This window comes from Dysgonomonas sp. Marseille-P4361, assembly GCF_900343125.1.
GTDB lineage: Bacteria > Bacteroidota > Bacteroidia > Bacteroidales > Dysgonomonadaceae > Dysgonomonas.
On the sequence record NZ_OPYL01000002.1, the window covers coordinates 526,329 to 551,336 of the forward strand.

General features: G+C 36.2%; 18 protein-coding genes. 9 read left to right on the top strand and 9 right to left on the bottom strand.

What is annotated here, in order from left to right:
• Window positions 1-15 precede the first annotated feature (15 nt).
• Window positions 16-1,551: a family 43 glycosylhydrolase gene (locus tag DHU68_RS06035; protein WP_369831332.1), complete on the top strand. Its 1,536-nt coding sequence runs from the start codon at window positions 16-18 to the stop codon at window positions 1,549-1,551.
• 74 nt (window positions 1,552-1,625) lie between these two features.
• Here DHU68_RS06035 and DHU68_RS06040 read toward each other — a convergent pair whose 3' ends face one another.
• On the bottom strand, window positions 1,626-3,080 hold the full coding sequence (locus DHU68_RS06040) for an amino acid permease (protein ID WP_108822070.1): 1,455 nt from the start codon (window positions 3,078-3,080) through the stop codon (window positions 1,626-1,628).
• Window positions 3,081-3,324: 244 nt separating this feature from the next.
• Here DHU68_RS06040 and proC point away from each other — a divergent pair, with 244 nt between their 5' ends.
• From proC to DHU68_RS06070, 6 genes are all read left to right on the top strand, one after another.
• The gene (gene proC, locus DHU68_RS06045) at window positions 3,325-4,110 is read left to right on the top strand and encodes a pyrroline-5-carboxylate reductase (RefSeq protein WP_108822071.1); all 786 of its coding nucleotides are present in this window, start codon (window positions 3,325-3,327) and stop codon (window positions 4,108-4,110) included.
• A gap of 291 nt (window positions 4,111-4,401) precedes the next feature.
• On the top strand, window positions 4,402-6,129 hold the full coding sequence (recJ, locus tag DHU68_RS06050) for a single-stranded-DNA-specific exonuclease RecJ (protein WP_108822072.1): 1,728 nt from the start codon (window positions 4,402-4,404) through the stop codon (window positions 6,127-6,129).
• A 43-nt stretch (window positions 6,130-6,172) separates the two neighbouring features.
• Window positions 6,173-8,074 carry an ATP-dependent DNA helicase RecQ gene (locus DHU68_RS06055; RefSeq protein ID WP_108822073.1) on the top strand — a complete coding sequence of 634 codons (1,902 nt, stop codon included), beginning with the start codon at window positions 6,173-6,175 and terminating at the stop codon, window positions 8,072-8,074.
• 98 nt (window positions 8,075-8,172) lie between these two features.
• Window positions 8,173-9,516 carry a hemolysin family protein gene (locus DHU68_RS06060; protein ID WP_108822074.1) on the top strand — a complete coding sequence of 448 codons (1,344 nt, stop codon included), beginning with the start codon at window positions 8,173-8,175 and terminating at the stop codon, window positions 9,514-9,516.
• Between the two features lie 13 nt (window positions 9,517-9,529).
• On the top strand, window positions 9,530-10,660 hold the full coding sequence (gene tgt, locus DHU68_RS06065; RefSeq protein WP_108822075.1) for a tRNA guanosine(34) transglycosylase Tgt: 1,131 nt from the start codon (window positions 9,530-9,532) through the stop codon (window positions 10,658-10,660).
• Between the two features lie 19 nt (window positions 10,661-10,679).
• Complete coding sequence (locus tag DHU68_RS06070) at window positions 10,680-11,771, top strand: LptF/LptG family permease (protein WP_185117492.1); 1,092 nt, start codon at window positions 10,680-10,682, stop codon at window positions 11,769-11,771.
• 49 nt (window positions 11,772-11,820) lie between these two features.
• Here the strand turns inward: DHU68_RS06070 and DHU68_RS06075 are convergent, their stop codons facing one another.
• Genes DHU68_RS06075 through topA form a run of 6 tightly spaced genes read right to left on the bottom strand, consistent with a single transcriptional unit; the run spans window position 11,821 to window position 17,775 of the window.
• Window positions 11,821-12,342: an HAD family hydrolase gene (locus DHU68_RS06075; protein ID WP_108822077.1), complete on the bottom strand. Its 522-nt coding sequence runs from the start codon at window positions 12,340-12,342 to the stop codon at window positions 11,821-11,823.
• Complete coding sequence (locus tag DHU68_RS06080; protein WP_108822078.1) at window positions 12,339-13,106, bottom strand: Rossmann-like and DUF2520 domain-containing protein; 768 nt, start codon at window positions 13,104-13,106, stop codon at window positions 12,339-12,341. The genes DHU68_RS06075 and DHU68_RS06080 overlap by 4 nt, the downstream gene beginning before the upstream one ends.
• Window positions 13,107-13,109: 3 nt before the next feature.
• A complete protein-coding gene (locus tag DHU68_RS06085) occupies window positions 13,110-13,451 on the bottom strand; it encodes a hypothetical protein (protein ID WP_108822079.1) in 342 nt (113 codons plus the stop codon).
• A gap of 5 nt (window positions 13,452-13,456) precedes the next feature.
• Window positions 13,457-14,005: a nitroreductase family protein gene (locus tag DHU68_RS06090; RefSeq protein WP_108822080.1), complete on the bottom strand. Its 549-nt coding sequence runs from the start codon at window positions 14,003-14,005 to the stop codon at window positions 13,457-13,459.
• A gap of 10 nt (window positions 14,006-14,015) precedes the next feature.
• Complete coding sequence (locus DHU68_RS06095) at window positions 14,016-15,395, bottom strand: sugar transferase (RefSeq protein ID WP_108822081.1); 1,380 nt, start codon at window positions 15,393-15,395, stop codon at window positions 14,016-14,018.
• A gap of 37 nt (window positions 15,396-15,432) precedes the next feature.
• Complete coding sequence (gene topA, locus DHU68_RS06100; protein ID WP_108822082.1) at window positions 15,433-17,775, bottom strand: type I DNA topoisomerase; 2,343 nt, start codon at window positions 17,773-17,775, stop codon at window positions 15,433-15,435.
• A 491-nt stretch (window positions 17,776-18,266) separates the two neighbouring features.
• Between topA and pflB the strand changes: the two genes are divergently transcribed.
• Together pflB and pflA are read left to right on the top strand one after the other, a co-directional pair.
• Window positions 18,267-20,498, top strand: a complete 2,232-nt coding sequence (gene pflB, locus DHU68_RS06105; protein ID WP_108822083.1) for a formate C-acetyltransferase — start codon at window positions 18,267-18,269, stop codon at window positions 20,496-20,498.
• A 91-nt stretch (window positions 20,499-20,589) separates the two neighbouring features.
• Complete coding sequence (gene pflA / locus DHU68_RS06110; protein WP_108822084.1) at window positions 20,590-21,312, top strand: pyruvate formate-lyase-activating protein; 723 nt, start codon at window positions 20,590-20,592, stop codon at window positions 21,310-21,312.
• A gap of 45 nt (window positions 21,313-21,357) precedes the next feature.
• Here pflA and DHU68_RS06115 read toward each other — a convergent pair whose 3' ends face one another.
• Both DHU68_RS06115 and DHU68_RS06125 read right to left on the bottom strand, forming a co-directional pair.
• Entirely contained in the window at window positions 21,358-21,831 is a 474-nt protein-coding gene (locus DHU68_RS06115) for a bacteriophage terminase small subunit (protein ID WP_108822085.1), read from the bottom strand.
• Window positions 21,832-22,585: 754 nt separating this feature from the next.
• Window positions 22,586-24,889, bottom strand: coding sequence for a glycoside hydrolase N-terminal domain-containing protein (locus DHU68_RS06125; RefSeq protein ID WP_160111085.1), 2,304 nt, complete (start codon window positions 24,887-24,889; stop codon window positions 22,586-22,588).
• Between the last annotated feature and the right edge of the window lie 119 nt (window positions 24,890-25,008).

Sequence of the window (25,008 nt, forward strand, 5' to 3'; positions counted from 1 at the left end):
TTTTAATTTATGAAAATGAAATCAGTTTTACTTATTGTAAGTATCCTTCTTACATTCAACTTGTGGAGTCAAGAAAAAGAAACCTATAATAATCCGGTAATTAGAGGAGATATGCCTGATCCTTCTGTAATAAGAATAGGGGAAAAGTATTATGCAACGGGCACCTCTTCCGAATGGGCTCCTTTCTATCCCGTTTTTGAGTCTAAAGACTTGGTGAATTGGACACAGACCGGACATATATTTAACAAAAAGCCGGAGTGGACAGTGAATTCCTTTTGGGCTCCTGAGTTGTATCATCATAAAAATGGCAAAATATACTGTTATTATACAGCTCGTAGAAAATCAGATAATGTTTCTTATATAGGTGTAGCTGTAGCAGATACTCCAACGAGCGAATACGTTGATCATGGTCTTATTATCGAACATGGAACTGAAGCTATTGATGCCTTTGTCTATGATGATGAAGGACAATTGTATATAACTTGGAAAGCTTATGGATTGGATAAACGTCCTATCGAGATTGTGGGAAGTAAACTATCTGCAGATGGATTAAGGTTAGAGGGAGAAATATTTTCACTACTGAAAGATGATGAGGGAATAGGTATGGAAGGACAGTGTCACTTCAAACAGGGAGATTATTACTATATTGTTTATGCTTCTCGTAGTTGTTGTGGTCCAGGTAGTGATTATGATGTATGTGTCGCTCGATCGAAAAGCTTTAAAGGTCCTTATGTGAAATACGAAGGAAATCCAATTCTTCATGGTGGAGGAGGAGAATTTATATCTTCAGGTCATGGGACGGCTGTTGTCACACCCGATGGACGTATGTTTTATATGTGTCATGCCTATCTTGGCGGAGATGATTTCTATATGGGGCGGCAACCTATTTTACAAGAAATGTATGTCGATGCTGATGAATGGGTACACTTTCGCACGGGAAATATAACTAAAGTTAAGCAAGAGATTCCTTTTGATGGAGTAAAACAAAGTCTGATATCAGACTTTGAAGACTATTTTGAGGGTGAACAATTACATCTGAACTGGACATGGAATTATGTTTATTCTGATGTTAAAACTAAAATAAATGCTGGAAAACTTTTGTTGAGTGGTGAATGCAAATTGGGCAATGATTTCGGTTCTGCATTGTGTGTACGTCCGATTACGCCTAATTATACTTATGAAACTCAGGTGGCTAATATGAATGAAAGTTTTAAGGGGTTGACAATGTATGGAGATGATAAGAATCTAGTCATGTGGGGCTGTGAAGGGGATAAGTTCATGTTGAAAGCAATTAGAGATGGAAAAGAAGAATTGCTTTACGAATCTACTCTGGGCTCAGATTGTTTCTTGAGAATAGAAGTTCAAAATGGCTGTAAGCTTAATTTTTATAAGAGTAGTGATGGTCAGAATTGGGTAAAAGTAAATGCTGAAGCAAAAGATTTCAATTATTTGGTTAGATGGGATAGAGTTGCTCGCCCAGGTTTAATTCATAATGGAATATCTGAAAGTCCTGCTGAGTTTTCTTATTTTAAATTGAGAAATATGAATTAATCTCTTCGGATAATATAAATAAAAGAAGCTCTATCTAATCAAGATAGAGCTTCTTTATAATAATACCTAAAGGGTTATTGTTTGTTGTTTAGCTTACTATGTTTTATACCATAGGTGAAATATATGATAAAGCCTAATATAGACCATCCTATAAGTCTTTGCCATGTACTCCAAGGAAGGGATAACATTTGTATGATACAGATTGCAGCACCCAAAAGAGGAATAAATGGAACAAAAGGAGTTTTAAATGGGCGGTTCAAGTCTGGTTGAGTTCTGCGTAGTATAACGATAGAAATACATACTATTGTAAAGGCCATCAATGTTCCTATAGAGACAAGTTCGCTTAATACATGCAGAGGAAATAGTCCTGCAATAATAGCTGTTATCACACTTGCGAATATCGTTGCATTTTGAGGAACTCCATGTTTGCTATGTACTTTCGAGAAAACTTTAGGAAGTAACCCATCCTTTGATATAGAATAGTATATTCGTGATTGACCGAGCATCATTACTAAAATAACCGAACTCAGACCTGCAATGGCTCCCAGTTTGATGAAAGGACTTAGCCATGCTAATCCCGATCCGGCACGATCGATTGCTAAAGCGATAGGTGCATCTACATTCAATTCTGTATAGTTAACCATTCCTGTTAGAACTAAAGTTACAGCTATATAAAGTAGAGCACATATGAGTAATGATATTAATATACCTTTAGGCATATCTCTCTGAGGATTTTTAGCTTCTCCGGCAGCAGTCGAAAGAGCATCGAAACCAAGATATGCATAGAATACAACGGCTGCACCTCTTAAGATACCAGTCCATCCAAAATGTCCATATTCACCAGTGTTTTCAGGTATATATGGTGTCCAGTTGCTTGTGTCTATGTATGATAATCCGAAGCCAATGAATAGTAATATAACTGAAACTTTAATGACAACTATAATATTGTTTACTAGAGCCGATTGCTTAATGCCTCCAAGAAGAAATGACGAAACCACCCCAACAATGAATACTGCAGGAAAATTGATGATCTTACCAGTCCATACCCAACTACCATCTACAAGGTGGTCAAATGTTGCACCTGATATTTGTTTGGGGAAAGCAATTCCCCACCCATCAAGTAGACTCAACATATAGCCAGACCAGCCAACGGCAACACTCGAGCACGCAAAAAGGTATTCTAGAACTAATATCCAACCAACAAACCATGCTAACATTTCGCCCATTGTGGTGTAACTATAGGAATATACTCCCCCAGATACAGGAATCATTGCAGCATACTCAGCATAACATAATCCGGCTAAAACACAGCCTATTGCAGAGATAAGAAAGGAAATTGTTAATGCAGGTCCTGCATACATGGCTGCAGCCTGTCCTGTAATTACAAAAATCCCAGTACCAACTATAGCTCCAATTCCTAAAGTAATGAGATTTGCAGAAGAAAGATTCCTTTTTAGTCCGCTTATATTTTCAGTAGATTCACTTAAAATAGCGGAGATATCTTTCTTTTTGAATAATCGTTCTATCATAATTTTGAAAAATTTATGCAAAAGTAAAGAAAATAGAATGATTCTCTATGCAAAAGTGTTTTATTTGTAACAAAAGTCTTGTTTAAAATAGAACTTAGTCTTGTTCAATTACTAAATTGAATAGAAAATATTGTCTCATATTTATCATATTTAGTGTGAGTCGGATGACAAAAATTATCTAATTATTCTAGGTTTCTTTTTCTGAAATTATTAATTTCGTTTGTAATATATAAAGAGTAAAAGCATGAAGATTTCTATTATTGGAGCCGGAAATATGGGGGGAGCTATAGCTTGTGGTCTTGCAATGAGTGATAGTATAGATCCTGTATCTATTACAGTTATCGATCATAGGGGGAGAAATCTTGATCGATTAAAAAAAGTAAGCGAGAAGTTGAATGTTGTAGTTGCTGATTACACCTCATTATCCTATGCTGATATAGTCATTGTTGCAGTAAAACCATGGTTGGTTGAGGAGATTCTTCATACCTATAAAAAATATTTAACTAATCCAGAGCAATTGATCGCCTCTGTTGCAGCAAACGTATCTTTGGATGATCTGGAAAAATGGACTAGGCAAGGACAACCTGTTTTTCGGGTAATGCCCAATACGGCTATCGCTGTTCGCCAAAGTATGACATATATAGCATCTAAAAATGCAGATGAAGAAAAATGTCACTGGATATTTGAGCTTTTTAGCCAGTTAGGTAAAGTTGAATTTGTGGAGGAAAAAATGATGCCGGCTCTGACGTCTTTAACTTCGTGTGGAATAGCTTTTGCTTTCCGCTATATAAGAGCAGCGATGGAAGGTGGTGTTGAAATGGGTATTTATCCAGAAGATGCAAAAAGTGCAGTGCTTCAAACTTTGAGAGGGGCAATTGATTTATTGGAGGCCAATGGTACAAACCCGGAAGTAGAAATCGATAAAGTAACAACACCTGGAGGTATTACAATAAAGGGGTTAAACGAAATGGAGCATTCAGGCTTTAGCTCTTCCGTAATAAAAGGGCTTAAGGCAAGTCATGTAAAATAAATGTAAAGAATAAGACTCGCATTTTCATGATAGCTATAGAATGAAGTTATATACATCTTTATTTTATAGATTATTATAATATCGAAATTAATAAAAAAAGATACTGAGTGTAATAATTTCGTTCATATGTATTATCTTTACATATTGGTAATAATCCGCTTTTTTGAGAAGGTGGATTGTTCTGTATAGGGGGCTTTTAGCTCATTGTGCTGATTAGATTAGACTTTGCTTGATACACGTAAGGTTGTTGTAGGCTCCCCTTTGAGATAGAAGAAAGAAAAACTATATATAATGATTTACAAATGGAATTACGAAGACCTAACATCCCAGCAAAAAGAGCAAAAAGATAAGCTCGCTAAGAAATTAGGCATAAGTCCTGAGCTTTGCCGACTATTGATACAGAGAGGAATATCAACAGAAGAAGATGCATTTAAGTTTTTTCACCCAAGCTTAAAAGATCTTCACGATCCTTTCTTATTGCCTGATATGGATAAGGCAGTAAAGAGAATAGAAAAAGCTCTGGGAGACAAACAACGCATTTTGATATACGGAGACTATGATGTAGATGGTACTACAGCAGTAGCCTTGGTGTATAAGTTTCTAAGAAAATTTACGACTAATCTAGATTATTATATCCCCGATCGTTATGATGAGGGATATGGTATCTCTGAGCAAGGAATAGATTATGCAGAAGAAACAGGGGTGAAACTAATTATAGCTTTAGACTGTGGTATAAAGGCGATTGAAAAAATTGCTTATGCCAAAGAAAAAGGAATAGATTTCATTATCGGAGACCATCATATGCCAGATGATGTGTTGCCTGATGCGGTAGCTGTTATTGATGCAAAGCGTGAGGATTCGACTTATCCTTATGAACACTTGTCGGGCTGTGGAGTTGGGTTTAAGCTAGTACAAGCTTTGGCTCAAAACAATAGGCTAGATTTTTCTGAAATAACGGACTTGCTTGATTTAGTTGCTGTAAGTGTTGCATCTGATATTGTACCTATTACAGGAGAGAATAGGATTTTGACATATTATGGTCTAAAACAAATCAATTCAAATCCAAGTCTAGGGCTGAAGGGTATAATAGATATTTGTGGACTAACTTATAAAGGCATAACAGTTAATGATATTATCTTTAAAATAGGGCCTCGCATCAATGCTTCTGGTCGTATGATGAAAGGTAAAGAGGCTGTAGACTTGCTGTTAGCTAATACGATAGAAGATGCTCGCGAGAAAAGTGCGAATATCGACCATTATAACGATGATCGTAGAGAGTTAGATAAAAGAATAACCGAAGAGGCAATACAGTTTATAGATGAAAATATAGACATGAAGAAGAAGAAAAGTATTGTCATTTATAACGAAAGTTGGCACAAGGGAGTAATTGGAATTGTCGCTTCCCGGTTGACAGAGAAATACTTACGTCCGGCCATTGTTCTGACAAAATCTCAAGGTTTGATTACAGGGTCGGCTCGATCAGTGATGGGGTTTGATGTTTACAAAGCAATAGAATCATGTAAGGATATTCTTGAAAACTTTGGTGGGCATACATATGCAGCCGGATTATCATTGAAAGAAGATAATTTGAATGAGTTTCAAAAACGTTTTGAAACCTTGTCTATTGATATGATAGCTCCGGAAATGATGAGACCGCAAATAAATATCGATGCCGAATTGAGATTTAAGGATATAAATGCAAAGTTTATGGTAGATTTGGCAAGCTTTGCTCCATTTGGTCCGGAAAATTTGAATCCAATTTTTGTAACTCGTAGTGTAAAAGACTATGGTACAAGTAAACTCGTAGGTAAAAATAATGTTCATCTCAAGTTGGAAATGATAGATGATACATCTTCTACTCCAGCAAATGGTATTGCTTTTCGTCAGAGTGATAGCTATGACATGGTAAAGAATGGAAAATCATTTGATATTTGTTATACATTGGAGGAGAATACTCATAATGGGAAAACAAATATACAGTTATATATAAAAGATATTGATACAGGCCAGATGCACTAACGCATGACTATATAGCCATGTAAAGAACTTATGGTTTGACTGAATGGATATTTTTCATAAAATACTAAAACAATATTGGGGGTATGATGAATTTCGTCCCCTGCAAGAAGATATAATTCATTCTGTTTTTCAGAAAAGAGACACCCTAGGGCTTATGCCTACAGGTGGAGGTAAATCACTGACCTTTCAGGTGCCGGCTATGGCAATGGAAGGTCTTTGTCTTGTCGTAACTCCGCTTATTGCTTTGATGAAAGATCAGGTGGAGAATCTAAAAGATAGAGGCATTAAGGCACTTTCTATATATTCAGGGATGACTCGGCAGGAGATTCAGACCACATTGGATAATGCAATTTTTGGAGATTATAAATTTTTGTATGTTTCTCCTGAACGATTGGCGACACAACTGTTTTTGAGTAGGTTGGATAAGATGACTATTAGTCTGCTTGTAGTTGACGAGTCGCATTGTATCTCTCAGTGGGGATATGACTTCCGCCCTTCCTATCTGAAAATAGCCGATATTCGTCAATATATTCCTGGGGTTCCGGCCTTAGCGTTAACAGCCACAGCCACTCCGGAGGTGATAGACGATATTCAAAATCAACTTCATTTTAAAGAGAAAAATGTTTTTAAGAAAAGCTTTGAAAGAAATAATTTAGCATACGTAGTTCACAATACAGAAAATAAAGAAGAGGAGCTTGTTAACCTGATAAAACGTGTAAAAGGTTCAGGGATAGTATATGTTAGAAGTCGGCAGAAAACAAAGGAATTGTCAGATTTTCTTTCACAGCAAAATGTGTCGGTCGATTATTTTCATGCAGGACTAACAAATACCGAAAAGAATAGAAAATTGATATCTTGGAAAGAAAATGCAATACGGGTTATTGTCTGTACAAATGCCTTTGGGATGGGAATTGACAAGCCTGATGTTCGATTCGTTATTCATATGGATTTGCCTAACTCTATTGAGGAATATTTTCAGGAAGCCGGACGTGCGGGGCGAGATGGGAATAAATCGTATGCAATTATATTATACAATAAGCAAGATAGTGCAAAACTAAAAAGACGAATAAAAAACGAATTTCCGGAAAGAGATTTTATTTTGCATGTTTATGATTCTCTAGCTTATTTTTTTCAAGTAGCAGAAGGGTATGGAGTAGGGAGTATATTTGATTTCAATCTTCATCAGTTCTGTAAAATATATAAACTGCCAATTTTGCCTACACATAATGCAATGAAGATCTTGGATTTGGCGGGGTATATAGAATATACAGACGAAATAGATAATCGTTCGCGTCTAATGTTTCTTGTTTATAGAGATGATCTTTATAGCTATAAGTTTGATAAACAATACGAACGTCTTGTAAATACTACTCTTCGTTTATATACTGGTATTTTTACTAATTATGCGACTATAAATGAAGAGGAAATCGCTCAACGATTGGAAACGAGTAGGGGTGATGTGTATGAAATGTTTAAATCTCTTTCTAAGCGTAGAATTATCGATTATATCCCACATAAAAAAACACCACTTGTAGCTTATAAACAACCTAGAATAGATACAAAATTTGTCTTGATTCCTAAAGCTGTAAATGAAGACAGAAAGGAGCGTTTTGAAAAACGGATTGCTTCTATGAGTAATTATGCAGAGCAAACAATCTATTGCAGAAGTCGCTTGTTACTATCTTACTTTGGAGAAGAGTCTTCTTCAGAATGTGGGCACTGTGATGTGTGCCGATCAAGAAATAAAAAAGGCATAAATAATATTGAGTTTGATAAGATTTCTGGTCGTATCAGAGATCTGATCCAAGGTGGAGAGGCTAAAGAGGTAGAGTATATAGTAAATGCGCTAAAGGAATATCCATCTGAAATTGTGATCGAAGTGATTCGTTTTATGGTCGATAAAAGTGAAATAGAGATCACGTTTAATAAAATAAAACTTAAATAGAATAAAAAAGCGGCATAATGAAATGATTGTTTAAATTCTTTTTTGTTAATAAATAGACAATTATATTATCTTTGTAGCATTATCATTTACACAAAAATATGGACATATTTCTCGGTATATTTATTACCTTCTTTTTTGTATTTTTAAATGGATTCTTTGTTGCGGCAGAATTTGCCATCGTTAAAGTAAGGTCTTCTCAATTAGAGTTAAAAGCTCAGGCAGGTAATAAATCTGCAACCTTATCTAAGCATATAGTAACACATCTTGATGCATATCTTGCAGCTACTCAGTTTGGTATAACCTTATCCAGCCTAGCTTTAGGGTGGATTGGAGAGCCTATTGTATCTAAAATGATTGGACAATTATTAGGATTGTTCGATTTGTCATTGGCACCTGCTTTGTTATCTACAATTTCTTTGGCGGTAGCCTTTATTATAATTACGATGTTACATATTGTATTAGGAGAGTTAGCTCCTAAATCATTGGCAATTCAACGATCAGAACAAACAACTTTGGTTATTGCATATCCTCTTCATGCTTTCTACTGGATTTGTCGTCCTTTTATATGGGCATTGAACGGAATAGCCAATTTTATATTAAAGCTAATAGGACTACATGCCGTAACGGAACAAGAAGCTTATTCTAGTGACGAACTCCGATATCTTGTTGATCAGGCTAAGGAGAGTGGCAATGTAGATGAGACCGAATTTGATATTATTCAAAATGCATTTGATTTCTCAGAGCGTACTGCTCGTCAGATAATGGTTCCTCGCACTCAGGTTGTGGCAATAGATGTTAACGACTATGATGAAAAAACACTGGAGTTTGTAATTGAAGAAGGGTACTCTCGTATTCCTTGTTACGAAGATAATATTGATAATACTATTGGAGTTGTACATCTGAAGGATATTTTGAAGAAAATGCGTATTAATGGGACAGTTGATATCCGTGCTATAGTACGTCCTGTATCATTTACACCCGAGACAAAACGTATTGGTCAATTATTAAAAGAATTTCAAGTGAAACATCAACAAATAGCTATGGTGTTGAACGAATATGGTGGTGTTGAGGGGGTAATAACAATGGAAGATATCTTAGAAGAGCTTGTAGGAGAGATACAAGACGAATATGATAATGAAATTCCATTTGTTGAACAGACAGGAAATGACACCTATTCTGTAATAGCTACAGCTGCTATATCGGATATAAATGACGAATTACCACATCCTATTGATAGAGAGAAACAATATGATACCCTTGCTGGATATCTGATTGATAAATTCGGGAGAATTCCAAATATTCATGATATGCTTGAAGCAGAAGGGTATGAATTTAAAATTCTGAAGAAAAATAAAACGTCAATAGTTGTTGTACAAATAAGAGATTTGGTTGAAAGAGCAGAGGAAGAAAATCTTGATCAACCCAAAACAGAGCAGATCTAGGAGATAATATACAATGAATTTTGAATTACAGTATACTGATAGCCAATCAAAGGCTAGAGCAGGACTTATTACCACGGACCATGGACAGATTGAAACTCCTATTTTCATGCCTGTAGGCACACAAGGAGCCGTAAAAGCTGTACATATGACCGAACTCGAGACAGATATCCAAGCTCAAATAATCTTAGGAAATACATATCATTTATACTTGCGTCCAGGATTAGATATTCTGAAGCAGGCAGGAGGACTACATAAATTTAACAGTTGGTCTAAACCTATCCTGACCGATAGTGGAGGTTTTCAGGTCTTTTCTCTAGCTGAGAATAGAAAACTGACAGAAGAAGGAGCTATATTTAGGTCTCATATCGATGGTTCAAAGCATTTCTTTACTCCAGAGTCTGTAATGGATATAGAAAGAGTTATTGGCGCTGATATAATGATGGCTTTCGATGAATGTACTCCAGGTGATGCAGATTATAGATATGCAAAGAAATCATTGGAGCTGACCGAAAGATGGTTGGATCGTTGTATAAAAAGATTCTCGGAAACAGAATGTCCTTATGGCTATAAACAAGCACTATTTCCGATTGTACAAGGTTGTGTATATCCTGATTTACGCAAGAGAGCTGCAGAGAATGTAGCTTCTAAAGGTGCTGAAGGAAATGCCATTGGTGGGTTGGCTGTAGGTGAACCTACAGAGAAGATGTATGAAATGATAGAGGTGGTGAACGAAATCTTGCCAAAAGATAAACCCCGTTATTTGATGGGAGTAGGTACTCCGGCTAATATTCTGGAAGCTATAGAACGAGGTGTAGATATGTTTGATTGTATTATGCCAACGCGTAATGGACGTAACGGTCAGCTATTTACTCGTAATGGTATCATGAATATGAGGAATAGAAAATGGGCAAATGATTTCTCTCCTATAGATGAGAATGGAACCTCTTTTGTTGATACTTTATATTCAAAAGCATATCTTCGTCATCTGTTTATTACAAACGAAATTCTTGCTCTTCAAATAGCCTCTATACATAATCTGTCATTTTATTTATGGTTGGTAAAAGAAGCTAGAAAACATATTATAGCGGGAGACTTTACTGCATGGAAAAACTCTATTATAGAGGATGTTTCACGTCGTATTTAAGAATTAATAGAGATTGAGTATGTTATCGATATTAGATAGGTATATAATAAAGAAATTTTTGGGGACATACATCTTCTCCATTATGCTTATCATTTCGATCGCTGTTGTTTTTGATATTAACGAAAAACTAGATAAGTTCCTTAATAATAAAGCTCCTTTACAAGCCATTATATTTGAATATTATCTAAATTTTATTCCTTATTATACGAACTTGTTCAGTGCTTTGTTCGTATTCATTGCCGTTATATTCTTCACATCCAAACTCGCTGATAATTCAGAAATTATAGCTATGCTGTCGAATGGTATGAGCTTTAAGCGCTTGATGAAACCATATATGATTTCGGCAGGAATAATTGCTCTGTTTTCTTTTGGACTTAATAGTTTTATTATACCTCCGGCTAATACAACACGTATACAATTTGAAAATAAATATGTAAAGGATAAGAGTGTTGTACGTATTTCCAGTGTTCAAATGCAAGTAGAGGAAGATGTCATTTTATACATGGATAGCTATGACAATACAACTCGCTTGGGAAAGAACTTGTCTTTGGATAAATTTGAAGGTAAAGAATTAGTATCCAGGTTAATTGCCTCTAGAGTAGAATATGATAGCGCCTACCAATGGACTATCAAAGATTATATGATTAGGGAGTTCAAAGGGATGAGAGAAGTTATAACTACAGGTACAGAACTTGATACTACTATAAATGTTATTCCGAGCGATTTCCTTGCATCGGTGAAAGATATTGAACAGATGACTTCTCCTCAGTTGTATAAATATATCGAGAGACAGAAGTCCAAAGGGCAAGCTAATATTGGTAATGTGAGTCTGACTCAATATGAAATAGAGTTTCATAAACGCTTTGCTTCTGTATTATCTGCATTTATACTGACATTGATCGGAGCTTCCCTTTCTGCCCGAAAAGTAAAAGGAGGAATGGGGCTTAATATTGGTATAGGTCTTGGATTGAGTGTTTCTTATATTCTATTTCAAACAGTAAGCTCTTCTTTTGCAGTTTCAGGTGCTATGGCGCCATGGGTTGCTGTTTGGATACCAAATGTTGTTTTTGCTTTTATAGCAGGCTTCCTATATACAAAAGCACCTAATTAAGATATAAACTAGATGCTTCTGTAATTCTTTATTTTATACAACTAAGATGTTACCAACCAAAAGCTTCTTCACCCATCCATTTACCTTGGGCTTTCATCACTTGTTCTATAACATCGCGAGCTATGCCATCTCCACCTTTTAAGTGAGATATGTATTTAGCAATGCCTCTAATTTCAAAGGCAGCGTCAGCCGGAGCAACAGATAAACCCACAGCCTTCATAACTTGATAATCAGGTATATCATCACCTGAGTATAGAATTTCTTCAGCTTTATAACCTGTTTTCTGCATGTAGTCGTTCAGATCATTAATTTTTATTCTCGACTTCATGTATATTTCCTTAACTCCTAATTTACTGAAGCGAACTCGTATGTTTTCAGTGTCTGCTCCTGTGATGATAGCTACATCAAAACCATTCTTTATTGCCAGATTAATTGCGTATCCATCTTTTATATTGACCATACGCATTGGCTCTCCTTCTTTGGATAATGGGATAGTACTAGGAGAGAGAACTCCATCCACATCGAAAATGAATGACTTTATTTTGGTAAGATCGTAGTTTATAGAACTCATGATTTATTATTGATTTTATGTATATTCTCACTCACCAGCTTATATATATCCTTGATGTCTTGGTCTTCTATAAGAGATAAATGATTATTGATAATATTCTCATCAAATCGGATGGCAGGACCCGTTTGAGCATCTTTAGGAGATAACTCTTTTACTTTCGATGCAGTCTCATTAATGAGAGGTAATGCAATATCGAAAGGTAGATTAATCTTCTTTAAGAATAGCTCAGATAGCGCATACATATGGTTGGTAAAGTTACACGCAAATACACCGGTTAAGTGTATATATTTTCTATCCTCAGAGTTTAATTCTGATACTTTTGAAGATAGGGTAGAGGCTAGTCCTTTTATTTTGTCTAAAGCGTCTTTATTAGATGCTTCTACAAAAAGAGGAATAGTATTCCATTCAATATCTCTATTTTTACTAAATGTCTGAAAAGGATATAGCACTCCATAATCAGTAGTGTATTTACTGAAAATATCTAAAGGCACGCTTCCTGCAGTATGTATAGCTATACCTTGATGCTTAGGTGTTTTTGCAATAATTTCTTCTAGAATAGAGTCTTTGACCGAGTAGATGTACAAATCAGCATTATTTGTAACCGAATGTATATCAGTAATTGCTTCGGCTTCTACTTTCAGTGCCAATTCGGATGCAGACTCTAGTGTGCGACTGTATATTTGAACTATATTAAAAGATTTTTTATAGAGTTCTGTCGCTAGATGTGTTGCCACATTTCCTGCACCTATAAAGACAATTTTCATTTATTAGTTACTTTTCTTCGAAGTTATAACCATAGCTATACCGACTGCGATAAGAGCTATAGGTACAATGAGATTGGAATAATTGGCCATCCAACCAAAGAATAAATCAGCATTCAGCAAAATGCCGACAATTAAGAATATCCAGCCTAGAATTTTTTTAGGTTGAGTTGCAAGGAATACTATTCCTCCGATCAGAAGAAAAGAGCCAATACTTATAAATTTTTCACTGTATGGAATCTTTGCAAGTATCCCTATTTTATCAAGAAGAAATAATATACCAAAAATCAAAATAGATATTCCGTAAGATAATCTATCATTTGATTTGCTTTTAGAAGAAGTAGACATATATTTTAATCAATTAGTTGATTTATATTAAATTTTCCTACATGGACTTTTTCCCACTGTAGTTTTTCTTCATCGAAAGGAGGACGATCTTGAGCTTTGTTTCCAAAAGCAATGACAGATAACACTTGCAATTGAGCTGGAATATCGAGCAGATTACGAATATAGTCGTCAGATGGAGTATCAGCATCGGTAAAACGTTCCCTTATTTGAACCCAACAACTGCCAATTCCTAAATCTTCAGCCTGTAATTGCATCATTATTGATGCTATTGACGCATCTTCGATCCAGACATCACTTCTTGTTGGATCAGCTAGCACTATTACAGCCAACGTACATCCGGCTATAAGTTTACTGCCATGCTTCTTAGCTAAAGATAATTTTTCTAACATTTCTTTATCTTCAACCAAAACAAATTGCCAAGGATTGGAACTCTTGGATGCAGGAGACATTAATGCTGACTTAAGAATTAGTTCTACTTGTCCTGCTTCTAGCGGTTCATCAGTAAATTTTCGCGTGCTGCGTCTCGTTATTATAAGTTGTTTAAAATCTTTCATTTTAGTATGATTATCTTCTGGTAAGACTCTCTACCTCTTCTTCGAGTTCTGTAACTGTTTTTAATCCTTCTGTACTGCTTTTTCGAAGAAGTATATTCATTGTTTGCATTACGAGTTTAATATCTAAGGCAAGCGAATAGCCATTGATATACAAAAGGTCATATTTTAATTTATCCTGAACAGAAGTATTGTATTTCCCCTGTACTTGAGCTAATCCGGTTAATCCTGCTTTTACTCTATGTCTAAGATTGTATTCAGGCATTTCTTTTTGAAATTGCTCTACAAAGAAAGGCCTTTCAGGGCGTGGGCCAACAATACTCATATCTCCAATAAGGATATTGAATATTTGAGGAATTTCATCTAGACGGGTTGCTCTTAAAATACGACCAATCTTAGTGATGCGTTTGTCTGTATCTTGAGCTAAAACAGGACCTGATTTCGCTTCAGCATTTTCTATCATTGTCCTGAACTTATAAATCTTAAATATTTTATTGTTACGAGTTACCCTTTCTTGTACATAGAAAGCAGTTCCTCCTCCAATCTTTAGAATTAAATATATTATTGTTGCCGGAATAAGGAAAATAATAAATGCTATACCTGCTAAAACAACATCAATAAACCGTTTTAAAGATTCACTGCTAGGAGAGATATTTAACTCTCTTACATCCAATACGGGAGAATCGTCTATCTGTAGAAAGTTAGCATTAAACTGTAATATTTCTGAACTTTTAGGTTGGTAGAAAACAGTATAATTATTTTCTATACAGTAGAGAATAATCTTTTGCTTGTATTCTTCTTCTACATCTTCAGTTAGGAATGTAATATCACACTCTTTGATTAATTCATAAACATTAGGATAATTAGGCGCACATACATGTTTTATGTGTGACCACATACCTCTAGATTCTAATAACTTATAAGCAAGTGGCTGTGATTTTTCATAACCAACGACCAAGACGGATTTACTCTTGTTGACCTTAAAATACATTTTGCTGGCAAAGAGGTGCCAGAGTGTGATTAAGAAAGCTTGAATTGCAGAGCTTGTTAATAATATACTTCTAGGGAAAGCAAATTCTCTGGCAAGGAAGCTTATAGCCATCGTAACAAATAGTTGAGTTATAATAGCTAAAACAACCGTATAGCCAATACCAAAGAACGTAAAATCCTTAGGTTTATCAAGCTCAAATATATGACTAATAATAATATAACTTAATCCAATATATGGGGAGATGGCAACGAAAGCAAACCAGTTCTCAGAGAAATTATCCAAAGAGTCTTTGAACAGGTCAAACGATAAGATAATTGCGCCATATATTATAACTAAATCGAATAGAGGAGTCAAAATCTTGAATCCTCTATATCCGAATATATTTTCTAAGAACTTATTCATCTACTGTATTGTAATTTGTGTTTATAAACAGTAAGGGCTATTTCTTTTTTGCTTTACTCTTGGTTTTTGACTTCCCTTTAGTCTTGGTTTCGGTCGAATTTACAATTTCCATCGCTGTTTTGTAGTCTATATCTTCAGGAACAGTGCCTTTAGGAATCTTGTAGTTACTCTTGTTGTAAGAGATATAAGGACCGTAACGACCATTTAGTATTTGCAAATCAGGTTCTTCTGAAAAAGTTTTTATTAGTTTCTCTGCTTCCTTCTTTCTTTTTTCCAGAATTAAAGGAATCGCAGCTTCTAAATCTACACTGTAAGGATCATATTCCTTTGGTAAAGAAACAAACTTGCCATCATGTTTGATATAAGGGCCAAATCTCCCTGAGCTAACGCTGACTTCCTTTCCTTCAAATTCTCCGATTGATCGGGGTAAGTCAAACAGTTTGAGCGCTTCTTCTAGTGTAATTGTTGCTATCGATTGATTTTTTTGAAGTCCGGCAAACTGTGGTTTGTCATCATCTTCTTGTACTCCTATCTGAACCATAGGGCCAAATCTACCGATTTTCACAGAAACTTGCTTGCCCGATTTAGGATCTGTACCAAGTATACGTTCCCCTATCTTATGGTCTGTCTGCATATTTGTTGCAGCTTCTACAACAGGATGGAATACTTTGTAAAAGTTATCAATAAGTTTACTCCAGTTTATTTCCCCTTCAGCAATAAGGTCAAATTCTTTTTCAACGTTAGCTGTAAAGTTATAATTCAAAATACCGGGGAAATATTCAGTAAGAAAATCATTTACAACAATTCCTATATCAGTAGGTATTAATTTCCCTTTATCAGCTCCTGTTATTTCTGACTTTTTTGTATCTGTTATCTTACCTTTTTTCAAAGACAAGACATTGTATTCTCGTTTAGTTCCTTCTATATTACTTTTTTCAACATACTCACGATTTTGTATAGTCGATATTGTCGGAGCATAAGTAGATGGACGTCCGATTCCTAACTCCTCCAACTTTCTAACTAATGCAGCTTCACTATAACGACTAGGACGTTGAGTGAAACGCTCAGTAGCATTAGTCTCTTGCATGTCAACACTTTCTCCCTTAACAACAGAAGGCAACAAGCTTGTCTCCGAATCAATTGTTTCGTCGTCTGTACCTTCTAGGTAGACATGAAGAAACCCATCAAATTTAATTACTTCACCTACGGCAGTAAATCTAAATTCTTTACTATTCGATATGTTTATCGATATGGTTGTTTTTTCTAGTTCAGCATCAGCCATTTGTGAGGCGATCGTTCTTTTCCAAATTAAATCGTATAGTTTCTTTTCTTGCGCAGTGCCAGATATAGTATGCTCAGACATATAAGTTGGTCTGATAGCCTCGTGAGCCTCTTGCGCCCCTTTAGATTTTGTTGAGAATTTTCTGACCTTAGAGTATTTCTCTCCATAAGCAGATTCAATTTCTTTTTTCGCCGAATTAATGGCAAGACCAGATAGATTGACAGAGTCTGTACGCATATATGTAATCTTTCCGGATTCATATAGTTTTTGGGCAACCATCATAGTCATAGATACAGGAAAGCCTAGTTTTCTGGAAGCCTCTTGCTGTAATGTTGAAGTTGTAAACGGTGCAGCCGGAGATTTCTTAACAGGTTTAGTCTCTATGTCTTCTATGCTGAAGTTAGCATCTTTTAAGCTTTCAAGAAATTTTAAAGCCTCTTCTTTTGTCTTTAATCGTTTATTTAATTCTGTTTTTATTTCAGATTTAATACCATTTTCTTCTTTTATGAAAACGGCAGTAATCTTATATGATGCTTCGGTCTGAAAAGCCTGAATCTCACGCTCTCTTTCCACGATCAGGCGCACAGCTACAGATTGTACTCGTCCTGCAGACAGTGCTGGCTTAACTTTTTTCCATAAAACAGGCGATAACTCAAATCCTACTATACGGTCTAATACTCGTCTGGCTTGTTGTGCATCAACTAAATTGATGTCTATCTTTCTTGGGTTTTCTATAGCATGCAAAATGGCTTCTTTAGTAATCTCATGAAATGCGATTCTTCGAGTTTTGTTTTCATCCAGTTTCAATGTTTTGAAAAGATGCCAAGAAATAGCCTCTCCTTCACGGTCTTCATCGGAAGCGAGCCATACAATATCAGCTTCTTTTGCCGCTTTTTTGAGCTCGTCTACAATTTTCTTCTTGTCAGCCGGAACTTCATATATAGGAGTATAATTATCCTCCATATCTATGCCTAAGTCTTTCTTTTTAAGGTCTCGTATATGTCCATAACTAGACATGACTTTATAATCTTTCCCTAAAAATTTCTCAATGGTTTTGGCTTTCGCTGGAGATTCGACAATTACTAAATTTTTTTGCATATATCTTTTACTTATCTTGGTTAGAGCTACTCAAATAGTTTAAATCTACTTGACAGAATACTCTCATGAACGGCAAAAGTAATGATTTTGTTTTAAATAACTAAAATAAAATTTATTTCTGCTATGGTTTATATCTATTATATGTGTAATTTAAAGTATTTCTATTTAATGATATCTAGTTTCTGTGAAATATAAATAAGATATAGATCTAACTTTTCTATTTCTTTTAAATTCTATATTGCTTCTTGTTTCTCTTTGATTGATAGATAAAATTTATGGGTGATAGGTGCGGTACCTATTCTTTATTCAGACTTTCATGGTAAGAAGATTCGGTTGCTATTGTTTATACGCTTGTGTTATTGTATTTTTGCAGGCCTTAACGAAATACCTGAAAAATAACATTGTTAGATGAGATGACACTCCTGTTTTATGGATAGTGAGAGTCTTGCTCTAATTATTAATTGAAAAAGGTATAACTTAAAATACAAAAAATGGACGCGTATAAAGGTTTTAAAGGTACAAAATGGCAAGAAGAAATCAATATAAATGATTTCATTTTGCAAAACTACAAAGAGTACACAGGGGACGAAAGTTTCCTACAAGGCCCTACTCAAGCAACAACCACACTTTGGAATAAGCTAAGTAAAATGTTTCTAGAAGAGAAGGAAAGAGGTGTTTATGATGCCGAAACTCGTATTCCTTCTCAGATTGATGCTTATGGAGCTGGATATATAGATAAAGATTTAGAAAAAATAGTCGGAGTTCAGACTGATAAACCTCTTAAAAGAGCAATTTTTCCGAACGGAGGTCTTCGTATGGTGAAACAAAGCCTTGCTGAATATGGCTATGACTTAGATAAAACTACTGAAGAAATATTCACTAAATATAGACGTACTCACAACGAAGGTGTTTTTGCTGCTTATACCGACAGTATCCGTCGTGCAAGAAGTAACGGTTTATTAACAGGGCTTCCTGACGCTTACGGACGTGGTCGTATTATTGGAGACTATCGTCGTGTAGCACTTTATGGTGTTGACCGCTTAATTTCAGAACGTCAAAGAAGATTTAAGGAATGTGATCCTATTGTGATGACAGATGATCTTATTCGTCTGCGTGAAGAATTAAGTTCTCAGATTGAAGCTCTGAAAGCATTGAAGCGTATGGCTGCTAGCTATGGTTTCGATATTTCGCAACCTGCTAAAAATGCTCAAGAAGCTATTCAATGGACTTACTTCGCTTACCTTGGTGCTATCAAAGACCAGAATGGTGCTGCTATGAGCCTTGGTCGTGTAACCACTTTCCTTGATATCTTTATCGAAAGAGACTTGCAGGAAGGTGTTATCACAGAGCAAGATGCTCAGGAGATGATCGACCATTTCATCATGAAGCTGCGTATTGTACGTTTCTTGCGTACCAACGAATACAACGAATTGTTCTCTGGCGATCCTGTATGGGTAACAGAGTCAATCGGTGGTATGACAAACAACGGCAAGTCTATGGTAACTAAAAACAGTTATCGTATGCTTCATACACTATACAATCTAGGACCGGCTCCGGAACCAAATCTTACAATCCTGTGGAGTGAGCGCCTGCCTGAAACATGGAAACGTTATTGTGCCAAAGTTTCAATCGATACATCTTCGCTGCAATACGAGAATGATGATATCATGCGCCCTCAATTAGGTGACGACTATGGTATCGCTTGTTGTGTATCTCCAATGCGTATCGGTCATCAAATGCAATTCTTCGGTGCTAGAGCAAATCTTCCTAAAGCTTTGTTGTATACAATCAACGGAGGTAAGGATGAGATAACAAAAGCGCAAGTCCTTCCTAGACATTGGGTCGAAAAAGTTTCTGGCGAATATCTTGACTTCGAAGAAGTGTGGGAGAAGTTTGATCGCACGCTGGACTGGGTTGCAGAGACTTACGTTAAAGCTCTGAATATTATTCACTATATGCACGATAAATATTCGTACGAAGCACTTGAAATGGCTTTGCATGATGTTGATATCGTTCGTACACAAGCATTCGGTATTTCAGGTCTGTCTATTATTGCCGACTCGTTTGCAGCTATCAAATACGGCAAAGTACGCGTAGTGAGAGATGCTGACGGAGATGCAGTAGACTACATTGTTGAAGGCGAATACATTCCATTTGGTAACAACGACGAAAGGACCGATAAATTTGCTGTAGAAATCGTTGAGAAATTCATGAGCAAAATACGTAAACGTAAGATGTATAAGGGAGCTATTCCTACACAGTCGGTATTGACTATTACATCAAATGTAGTTTACGGTAAGAAAACAGGAAATACTCCTGACGGACGTCGTGGTGGTACTCCGTTTGCTCCGGGTGCAAACCCTATGCACGGACGCGATACCAAAGGTGCTGTTGCATCGCTTTCGTCAGTAGCTAAACTTCCTTTCGAACATGCTAATGATGGTATTTCTTATACATTTGCCATTACACCAAATACGCTAGGTAAGAACAGAGAAGAAGAAGCTAAAAACCTTGTAGGGTTGATGGACGGCTACTTCTTGCAAACCGGTCACCACTTGAATATAAATGTATTTGACCGCAATCTGTTGATCGATGCTATGGATCATCCTGAAAAATATCCTCAGTTGACTATCCGTGTATCGGGCTATGCAGTTAACTTCGTTAAGCTAACTAAAGAGCAACAATTGGATGTTATAAACAGAACGATTACAACTTCATTCTAATATTTCATCAATAATAATATCGGGGCAGGCAGAGATAAATGATTTCATTGTATCTTTGTCTGTCTTTATTTTTTACTTAAACAATCGAACAATGAAAGGTCGTATTCACTCCTTCGAGTCTTTTGGTACTAAAGATGGTCCGGGTATCCGCTTTGTATTCTTTTTGCAAGGTTGTCCGCTGCGTTGCCTTTATTGCCACAATCCCGATACATGGAGTATGAAGAATACAACACATGAGCTTACAGCTGAAGAAGCCTTTAGTGAGGTGCAGAAAGTAAAGAACTTCATTCGAACGGGTGGTATAACCGTTTCGGGAGGAGAACCTCTTTTGCAGCCTGAGTTTGTACTCGAATTGTTTAAGCTCAGCAAGCAAGAAGGGATTCATACCACTGTAGATACTTCGGGTTTTATTCTCAACGATAAGGTAAAGAGTGTACTGGAATTTACAGACCTTGTGTTGTTAGACATAAAACATATAAATCCTAATACATACAAAGAGCTAACGGCTAAGCCTTTGGAACCAACTCTTGATTTTCTTAACTATCTATCTTCTATAAATAAACCCGTATGGCTCAGATATGTACTGGTTCCCAGATTTACCAATGATGAAGAGGATTTAGATAACTGGGCTAAATATGTATCGCAATACAGCACCATTATAGAGCGTGTAGATATTCTTCCTTTCCACCAAATGGGTATTCACAAATGGGAAGAGATAGGAGAGGACTACAAACTAAAAGAGGTTAAACCGCCCACAAGAGAAGAAATTGAAATCGCCGAAAATATCTTCAAAAAATACAATCTTCCCGTCTGATTTTAACTAAAAAGTGACAAAGGTGACAGATTCTGGTGTTTTTCTTTATTCCGAATACATCTCTAAAAAAGGAGAAGAGAACCCTCTGAAGCCGGACGGCTTTTTACTTGCTTCTATTCGGCGTATTCTTGCTTTTTCCTCTCTTCGCCTTTGATCTTTGTCCAATACAAATCGAATGACAGCTATACTTGGCAATACCTTGCGTATTTTTGCCAATTTAGATTTAACCTTAAACTCGGAAGGATTATCATTGTCTACTTCGTAGCTAATGATCTCTTCTTGTATGGTCGTCTCTTTTAGTCGTTCTTTCAGCGCTGAGTGAGCCATCTCAACCAGCCTTTCGTCTCTGATCTCCATTGCTTCGTCAATCGCTTGTGCAAATTCTGCTTTTTCGCTGCGCCATTCGTAAAAGGTTTTTCTCGAAATGTTCAGAGCATTACAAATCTCTGTTATTGTATACACATCTTCTTCTATCAATCTTACGATCTTCATGACCAATCTTTCGCTATACTTTGCCATAAGGTTTTTATTGTATAGATAAAGATGTGGGGAAATCGTAAGAAGTGTCTTGTAGGTTATTTGAATACAGCTATGGTTTAAATATCTAAAGTCCTTTTCAGAAAAGATGTCTTTGAAGCTCTTGTGTCTTCATTAACTACGTTAGTAGGTTTTACAAATCCGTCATTTATCTGTTGGTTGAAATTTATTTTTATAGACTTTTAAATTTATTGGTGTTTTCAGATATAGACACAAATATATTAATTATTGACAGCATTAGGCACTATATTGATGTTTCGTATTCATCTTGTTATTATATTTTTGTTTCAGCTATAAGTTTTAGATATATGATGTTTAGTAAATGATGGTTTGAATATAGTGTTATTGTGTGTGAAATTTTCAAACTTTAGTGAGTCTGCGAAGTGATTTTGCGGGCTTTACTATTTTAATTATAGTTTTCCTTATATCGTTCATATTATTTATTTTCTATACATTTATCAAATGATTTCAGATGAACAATTATTTCCCATTACAATAGCTAGCCATATTTTATTTGTATGTCTTATGGTTTTATTTGTTATAATGATGATTTCGAATAGAAAAAAGTCTGCTAAATGCATAGCTATAATTGCGGCTGTAGTCCTTGCTATAATTATAACTATTTCTATGATTCGTGTATTTTATTTATAAATGAATTATACTTGAAGTTCATAATATACCTTACGAGGTTTTAAGGAAATCGTAAGAAATATATTGAAAGCTTGCTTATTCTCTTTTATTCCCTCTTAAGTTGATGATTTAAATTGATTTTTTCTCCTTTTTTAGTCATCACAGAGTAATTATTTACTCCATCAGTAATATGTAATTTTCCACCGTTTCGGGAAACGATAGTTACTTCACTAACTTGCTTGTTGGTCCACTTGATATCAACAACAAACCCACCTCGAGCACATAAACCTTTTACTTCTCCATCAGAAAAAGTATCAGGCAATGCAGGTAGTAATTGCAACGTGTACACCCCGTCTTTTCCTTTTGATTGGCTTTGTAGTAGCATTTCGGCAATGGCAGCTGTTGCCCCGAAGTTGCCATCAATCTGAAAAGGAGGGTGTGCGTCAAATAGGTTAGGATAGGTCTTGTCTGTCAATAAAGTAGATAAGAGTTTATATGCTCTATTTCCGTTTTGTAGGCGATTCCACATATTAATCTTCCATGCAAGCCCCCAGCCTGTACCACCGTCGCCGCGCCCCTCTAGTGTTTTGCGGGCGGCTTCAGCTAATTCAGGAGTGGCTAGAGTTGTAATCTGATTTCCGGGATGCAATCCGAATAAATGGGATGTGTGGCGATGATGAGGCTCCACTTCTTTGTAATCTTCAGCCCATTCCATAATACGTCCGGTTTTGGGACTTATTTGTATAGGAGCCAAACGTGAAAGAGTCTCTAGGCAACGGGTTTTAAAAGCATGATCGGTATCGAGTATTTCACACGATTCAATACAGTGAGTCAATAAATCGTTTATAATCTGTAAGTCCATAGTTGCCCCATAGGTAAATACCGATTGTGTACCATCTGGCAGAAAGTAAGCATTCTCGGGAGAGTAGGAGGGGTTAGTTACCAATTTACCTGCATTTGCTGTACCCTCAGGGGCTTCAACCAAAAAGTCTAAAATAAATTCTGCTGCCCCTTTCATCAGTGGATAGCCTCTTTCTTTCAGAAACTTTTTATCTCCTGTATAGGTGTAATGAATCCAAGGATGCTGGGCAAGCCATGCTGCCCCCATAGGCCATATTCCTTGCGGTCCATCGGCCGGAACAGTAAAACCCCATATATCGGTCAGATGGTGAACTACCCAACCATTGGCTCCATAAAGAGTTTTGGCGGTTCTATTTCCTGGTATTGTTAAGGCTTCACACAGGTCGAATAGAGGTAAATGCATTTCCGAGAGATTGGTTATTTCAGCAGGCCAGTAATTCATTTGTAAGTTGATATTCGTATGATAGTCGGCACTCCAAGGCGGATTCATTTGCCATGCCCACATTCCTTGTAGATTAGCAGGCATTGTCTCTGGTCTCGAACTGCATATAAGTAAATAACGTCCGAATTTGAAATAAGTAGCAATCAGGTCATTGTCTGGGTTACCTTTTTCTTTGGCTAGCTGTATTCTTTTATCTGTAGGTAGGTTTAGAATATTCTTATCAACATTCCCTAAATTCAGATCAACACGATTGTAATATTTTTGATGTTCTTTTATGTGATCATCTCTTAGTTGTGCGTATGATTTCTTTGTTGCTTTATCTATTTTATGAGAACATACTATTACAGGGTCTATAGATGGATCAGATCCGTTAAGCATATTTTTTAATCCGGGATAGTTTGTTGCTCCGCTAACGTATAAGGTTACTTCTTCCGCATTACTAATGTGCATAATCCCGTTATCTATATCAATTTTCCCTTTTTTGACAAAAGCTTTTACCTGAGCAGCGAATTTCATCCCTCTTTGTTCTCTATTATTGTCTTTGCAGTCTATTTGCCCAGTTAGTAGAATCGAATTATTATTAGGATCCGCAATACATTGAGCATCCTGTGCCCTTCTCATTGTTAAGGAAAAGTCTATTTTTCCTCCTTTTTCTGTCGTGAATTTTATAATCAATATGTCATCGATTGGCGATATAAAGCTTTCTCGTGTATATTTTCTCCCATTAAAGGAATAGTTTGTAGTTGATATGGCTGTGGATAGATCAAGACCTCTTACATAACTTTGTACCTTCATATGTGGAGTGTCGAACCATATTTCTCCAAGCGATTGGTAGGGTTTTATTCTTTCAGGTATTCCCATCATATGCTTAGAGGCTAATTCTACAGCTTTGTTGTTCTCTCCAGCGAAAAGTAAGCGTTGTACTTCTGGTAGGTTTTCTAATGCAGTAGGATTGTTTCTCTCGAAAGGGTATCTATCCCAAAGAGAAGCTTCGTTTAGTTGTATTCTTTCATCAGCTACACCTCCGAAAACCATAGCCCCTAGTTTGCTGTTTCCAAGAGGAAGAGCTTCTTCCCATATTCTAGCCGGCTGTTGATACCAAAGCAAGTCTTGTCCTCGAGATTTAGATGCTGTACTTGTTATTTCTGCTCTGTCAATCCATTCTGCAGTAATTTCACTTGTGCGTACCGAAGCTGGAATAGAGTCGGATGCTTGTATTGAAAGAG

Bases quoted from the DNA above. Each gene is read 5' to 3' on its own strand.
- tgt (WP_108822075.1), top strand. From the start codon at position 9,530: ATGAATTTTGAATTACAGTATACTGATAGCCAATCAAAGGCTAGAGCA.
- pflB (WP_108822083.1), top strand. From the start codon at position 18,267: ATGGACGCGTATAAAGGTTTTAAAGGTACAAAATGGCAAGAAGAAATC.
- pflA (WP_108822084.1), top strand. From the start codon at position 20,590: ATGAAAGGTCGTATTCACTCCTTCGAGTCTTTTGGTACTAAAGATGGT.
- DHU68_RS06070 (WP_185117492.1), top strand. From the start codon at position 10,680: ATGTTATCGATATTAGATAGGTATATAATAAAGAAATTTTTGGGGACA.
- DHU68_RS06060 (WP_108822074.1), top strand. From the start codon at position 8,173: ATGGACATATTTCTCGGTATATTTATTACCTTCTTTTTTGTATTTTTA.
- DHU68_RS06085 (WP_108822079.1), bottom strand. From the start codon at position 13,451: ATGTCTACTTCTTCTAAAAGCAAATCAAATGATAGATTATCTTACGGA.
- DHU68_RS06090 (WP_108822080.1), bottom strand. From the start codon at position 14,005: ATGAAAGATTTTAAACAACTTATAATAACGAGACGCAGCACGCGAAAA.
- DHU68_RS06055 (WP_108822073.1), top strand. From the start codon at position 6,173: ATGGATATTTTTCATAAAATACTAAAACAATATTGGGGGTATGATGAA.
- DHU68_RS06115 (WP_108822085.1), bottom strand. From the start codon at position 21,831: ATGGCAAAGTATAGCGAAAGATTGGTCATGAAGATCGTAAGATTGATA.
- DHU68_RS06095 (WP_108822081.1), bottom strand. From the start codon at position 15,395: ATGAATAAGTTCTTAGAAAATATATTCGGATATAGAGGATTCAAGATT.
- DHU68_RS06075 (WP_108822077.1), bottom strand. From the start codon at position 12,342: ATGAGTTCTATAAACTACGATCTTACCAAAATAAAGTCATTCATTTTC.
- DHU68_RS06040 (WP_108822070.1), bottom strand. From the start codon at position 3,080: ATGATAGAACGATTATTCAAAAAGAAAGATATCTCCGCTATTTTAAGT.
- recJ (WP_108822072.1), top strand. From the start codon at position 4,402: ATGATTTACAAATGGAATTACGAAGACCTAACATCCCAGCAAAAAGAG.
- DHU68_RS06080 (WP_108822078.1), bottom strand. From the start codon at position 13,106: ATGAAAATTGTCTTTATAGGTGCAGGAAATGTGGCAACACATCTAGCG.
- topA (WP_108822082.1), bottom strand. From the start codon at position 17,775: ATGCAAAAAAATTTAGTAATTGTCGAATCTCCAGCGAAAGCCAAAACC.
- DHU68_RS06035 (WP_369831332.1), top strand. From the start codon at position 16: ATGAAATCAGTTTTACTTATTGTAAGTATCCTTCTTACATTCAACTTG.
- proC (WP_108822071.1), top strand. From the start codon at position 3,325: ATGAAGATTTCTATTATTGGAGCCGGAAATATGGGGGGAGCTATAGCT.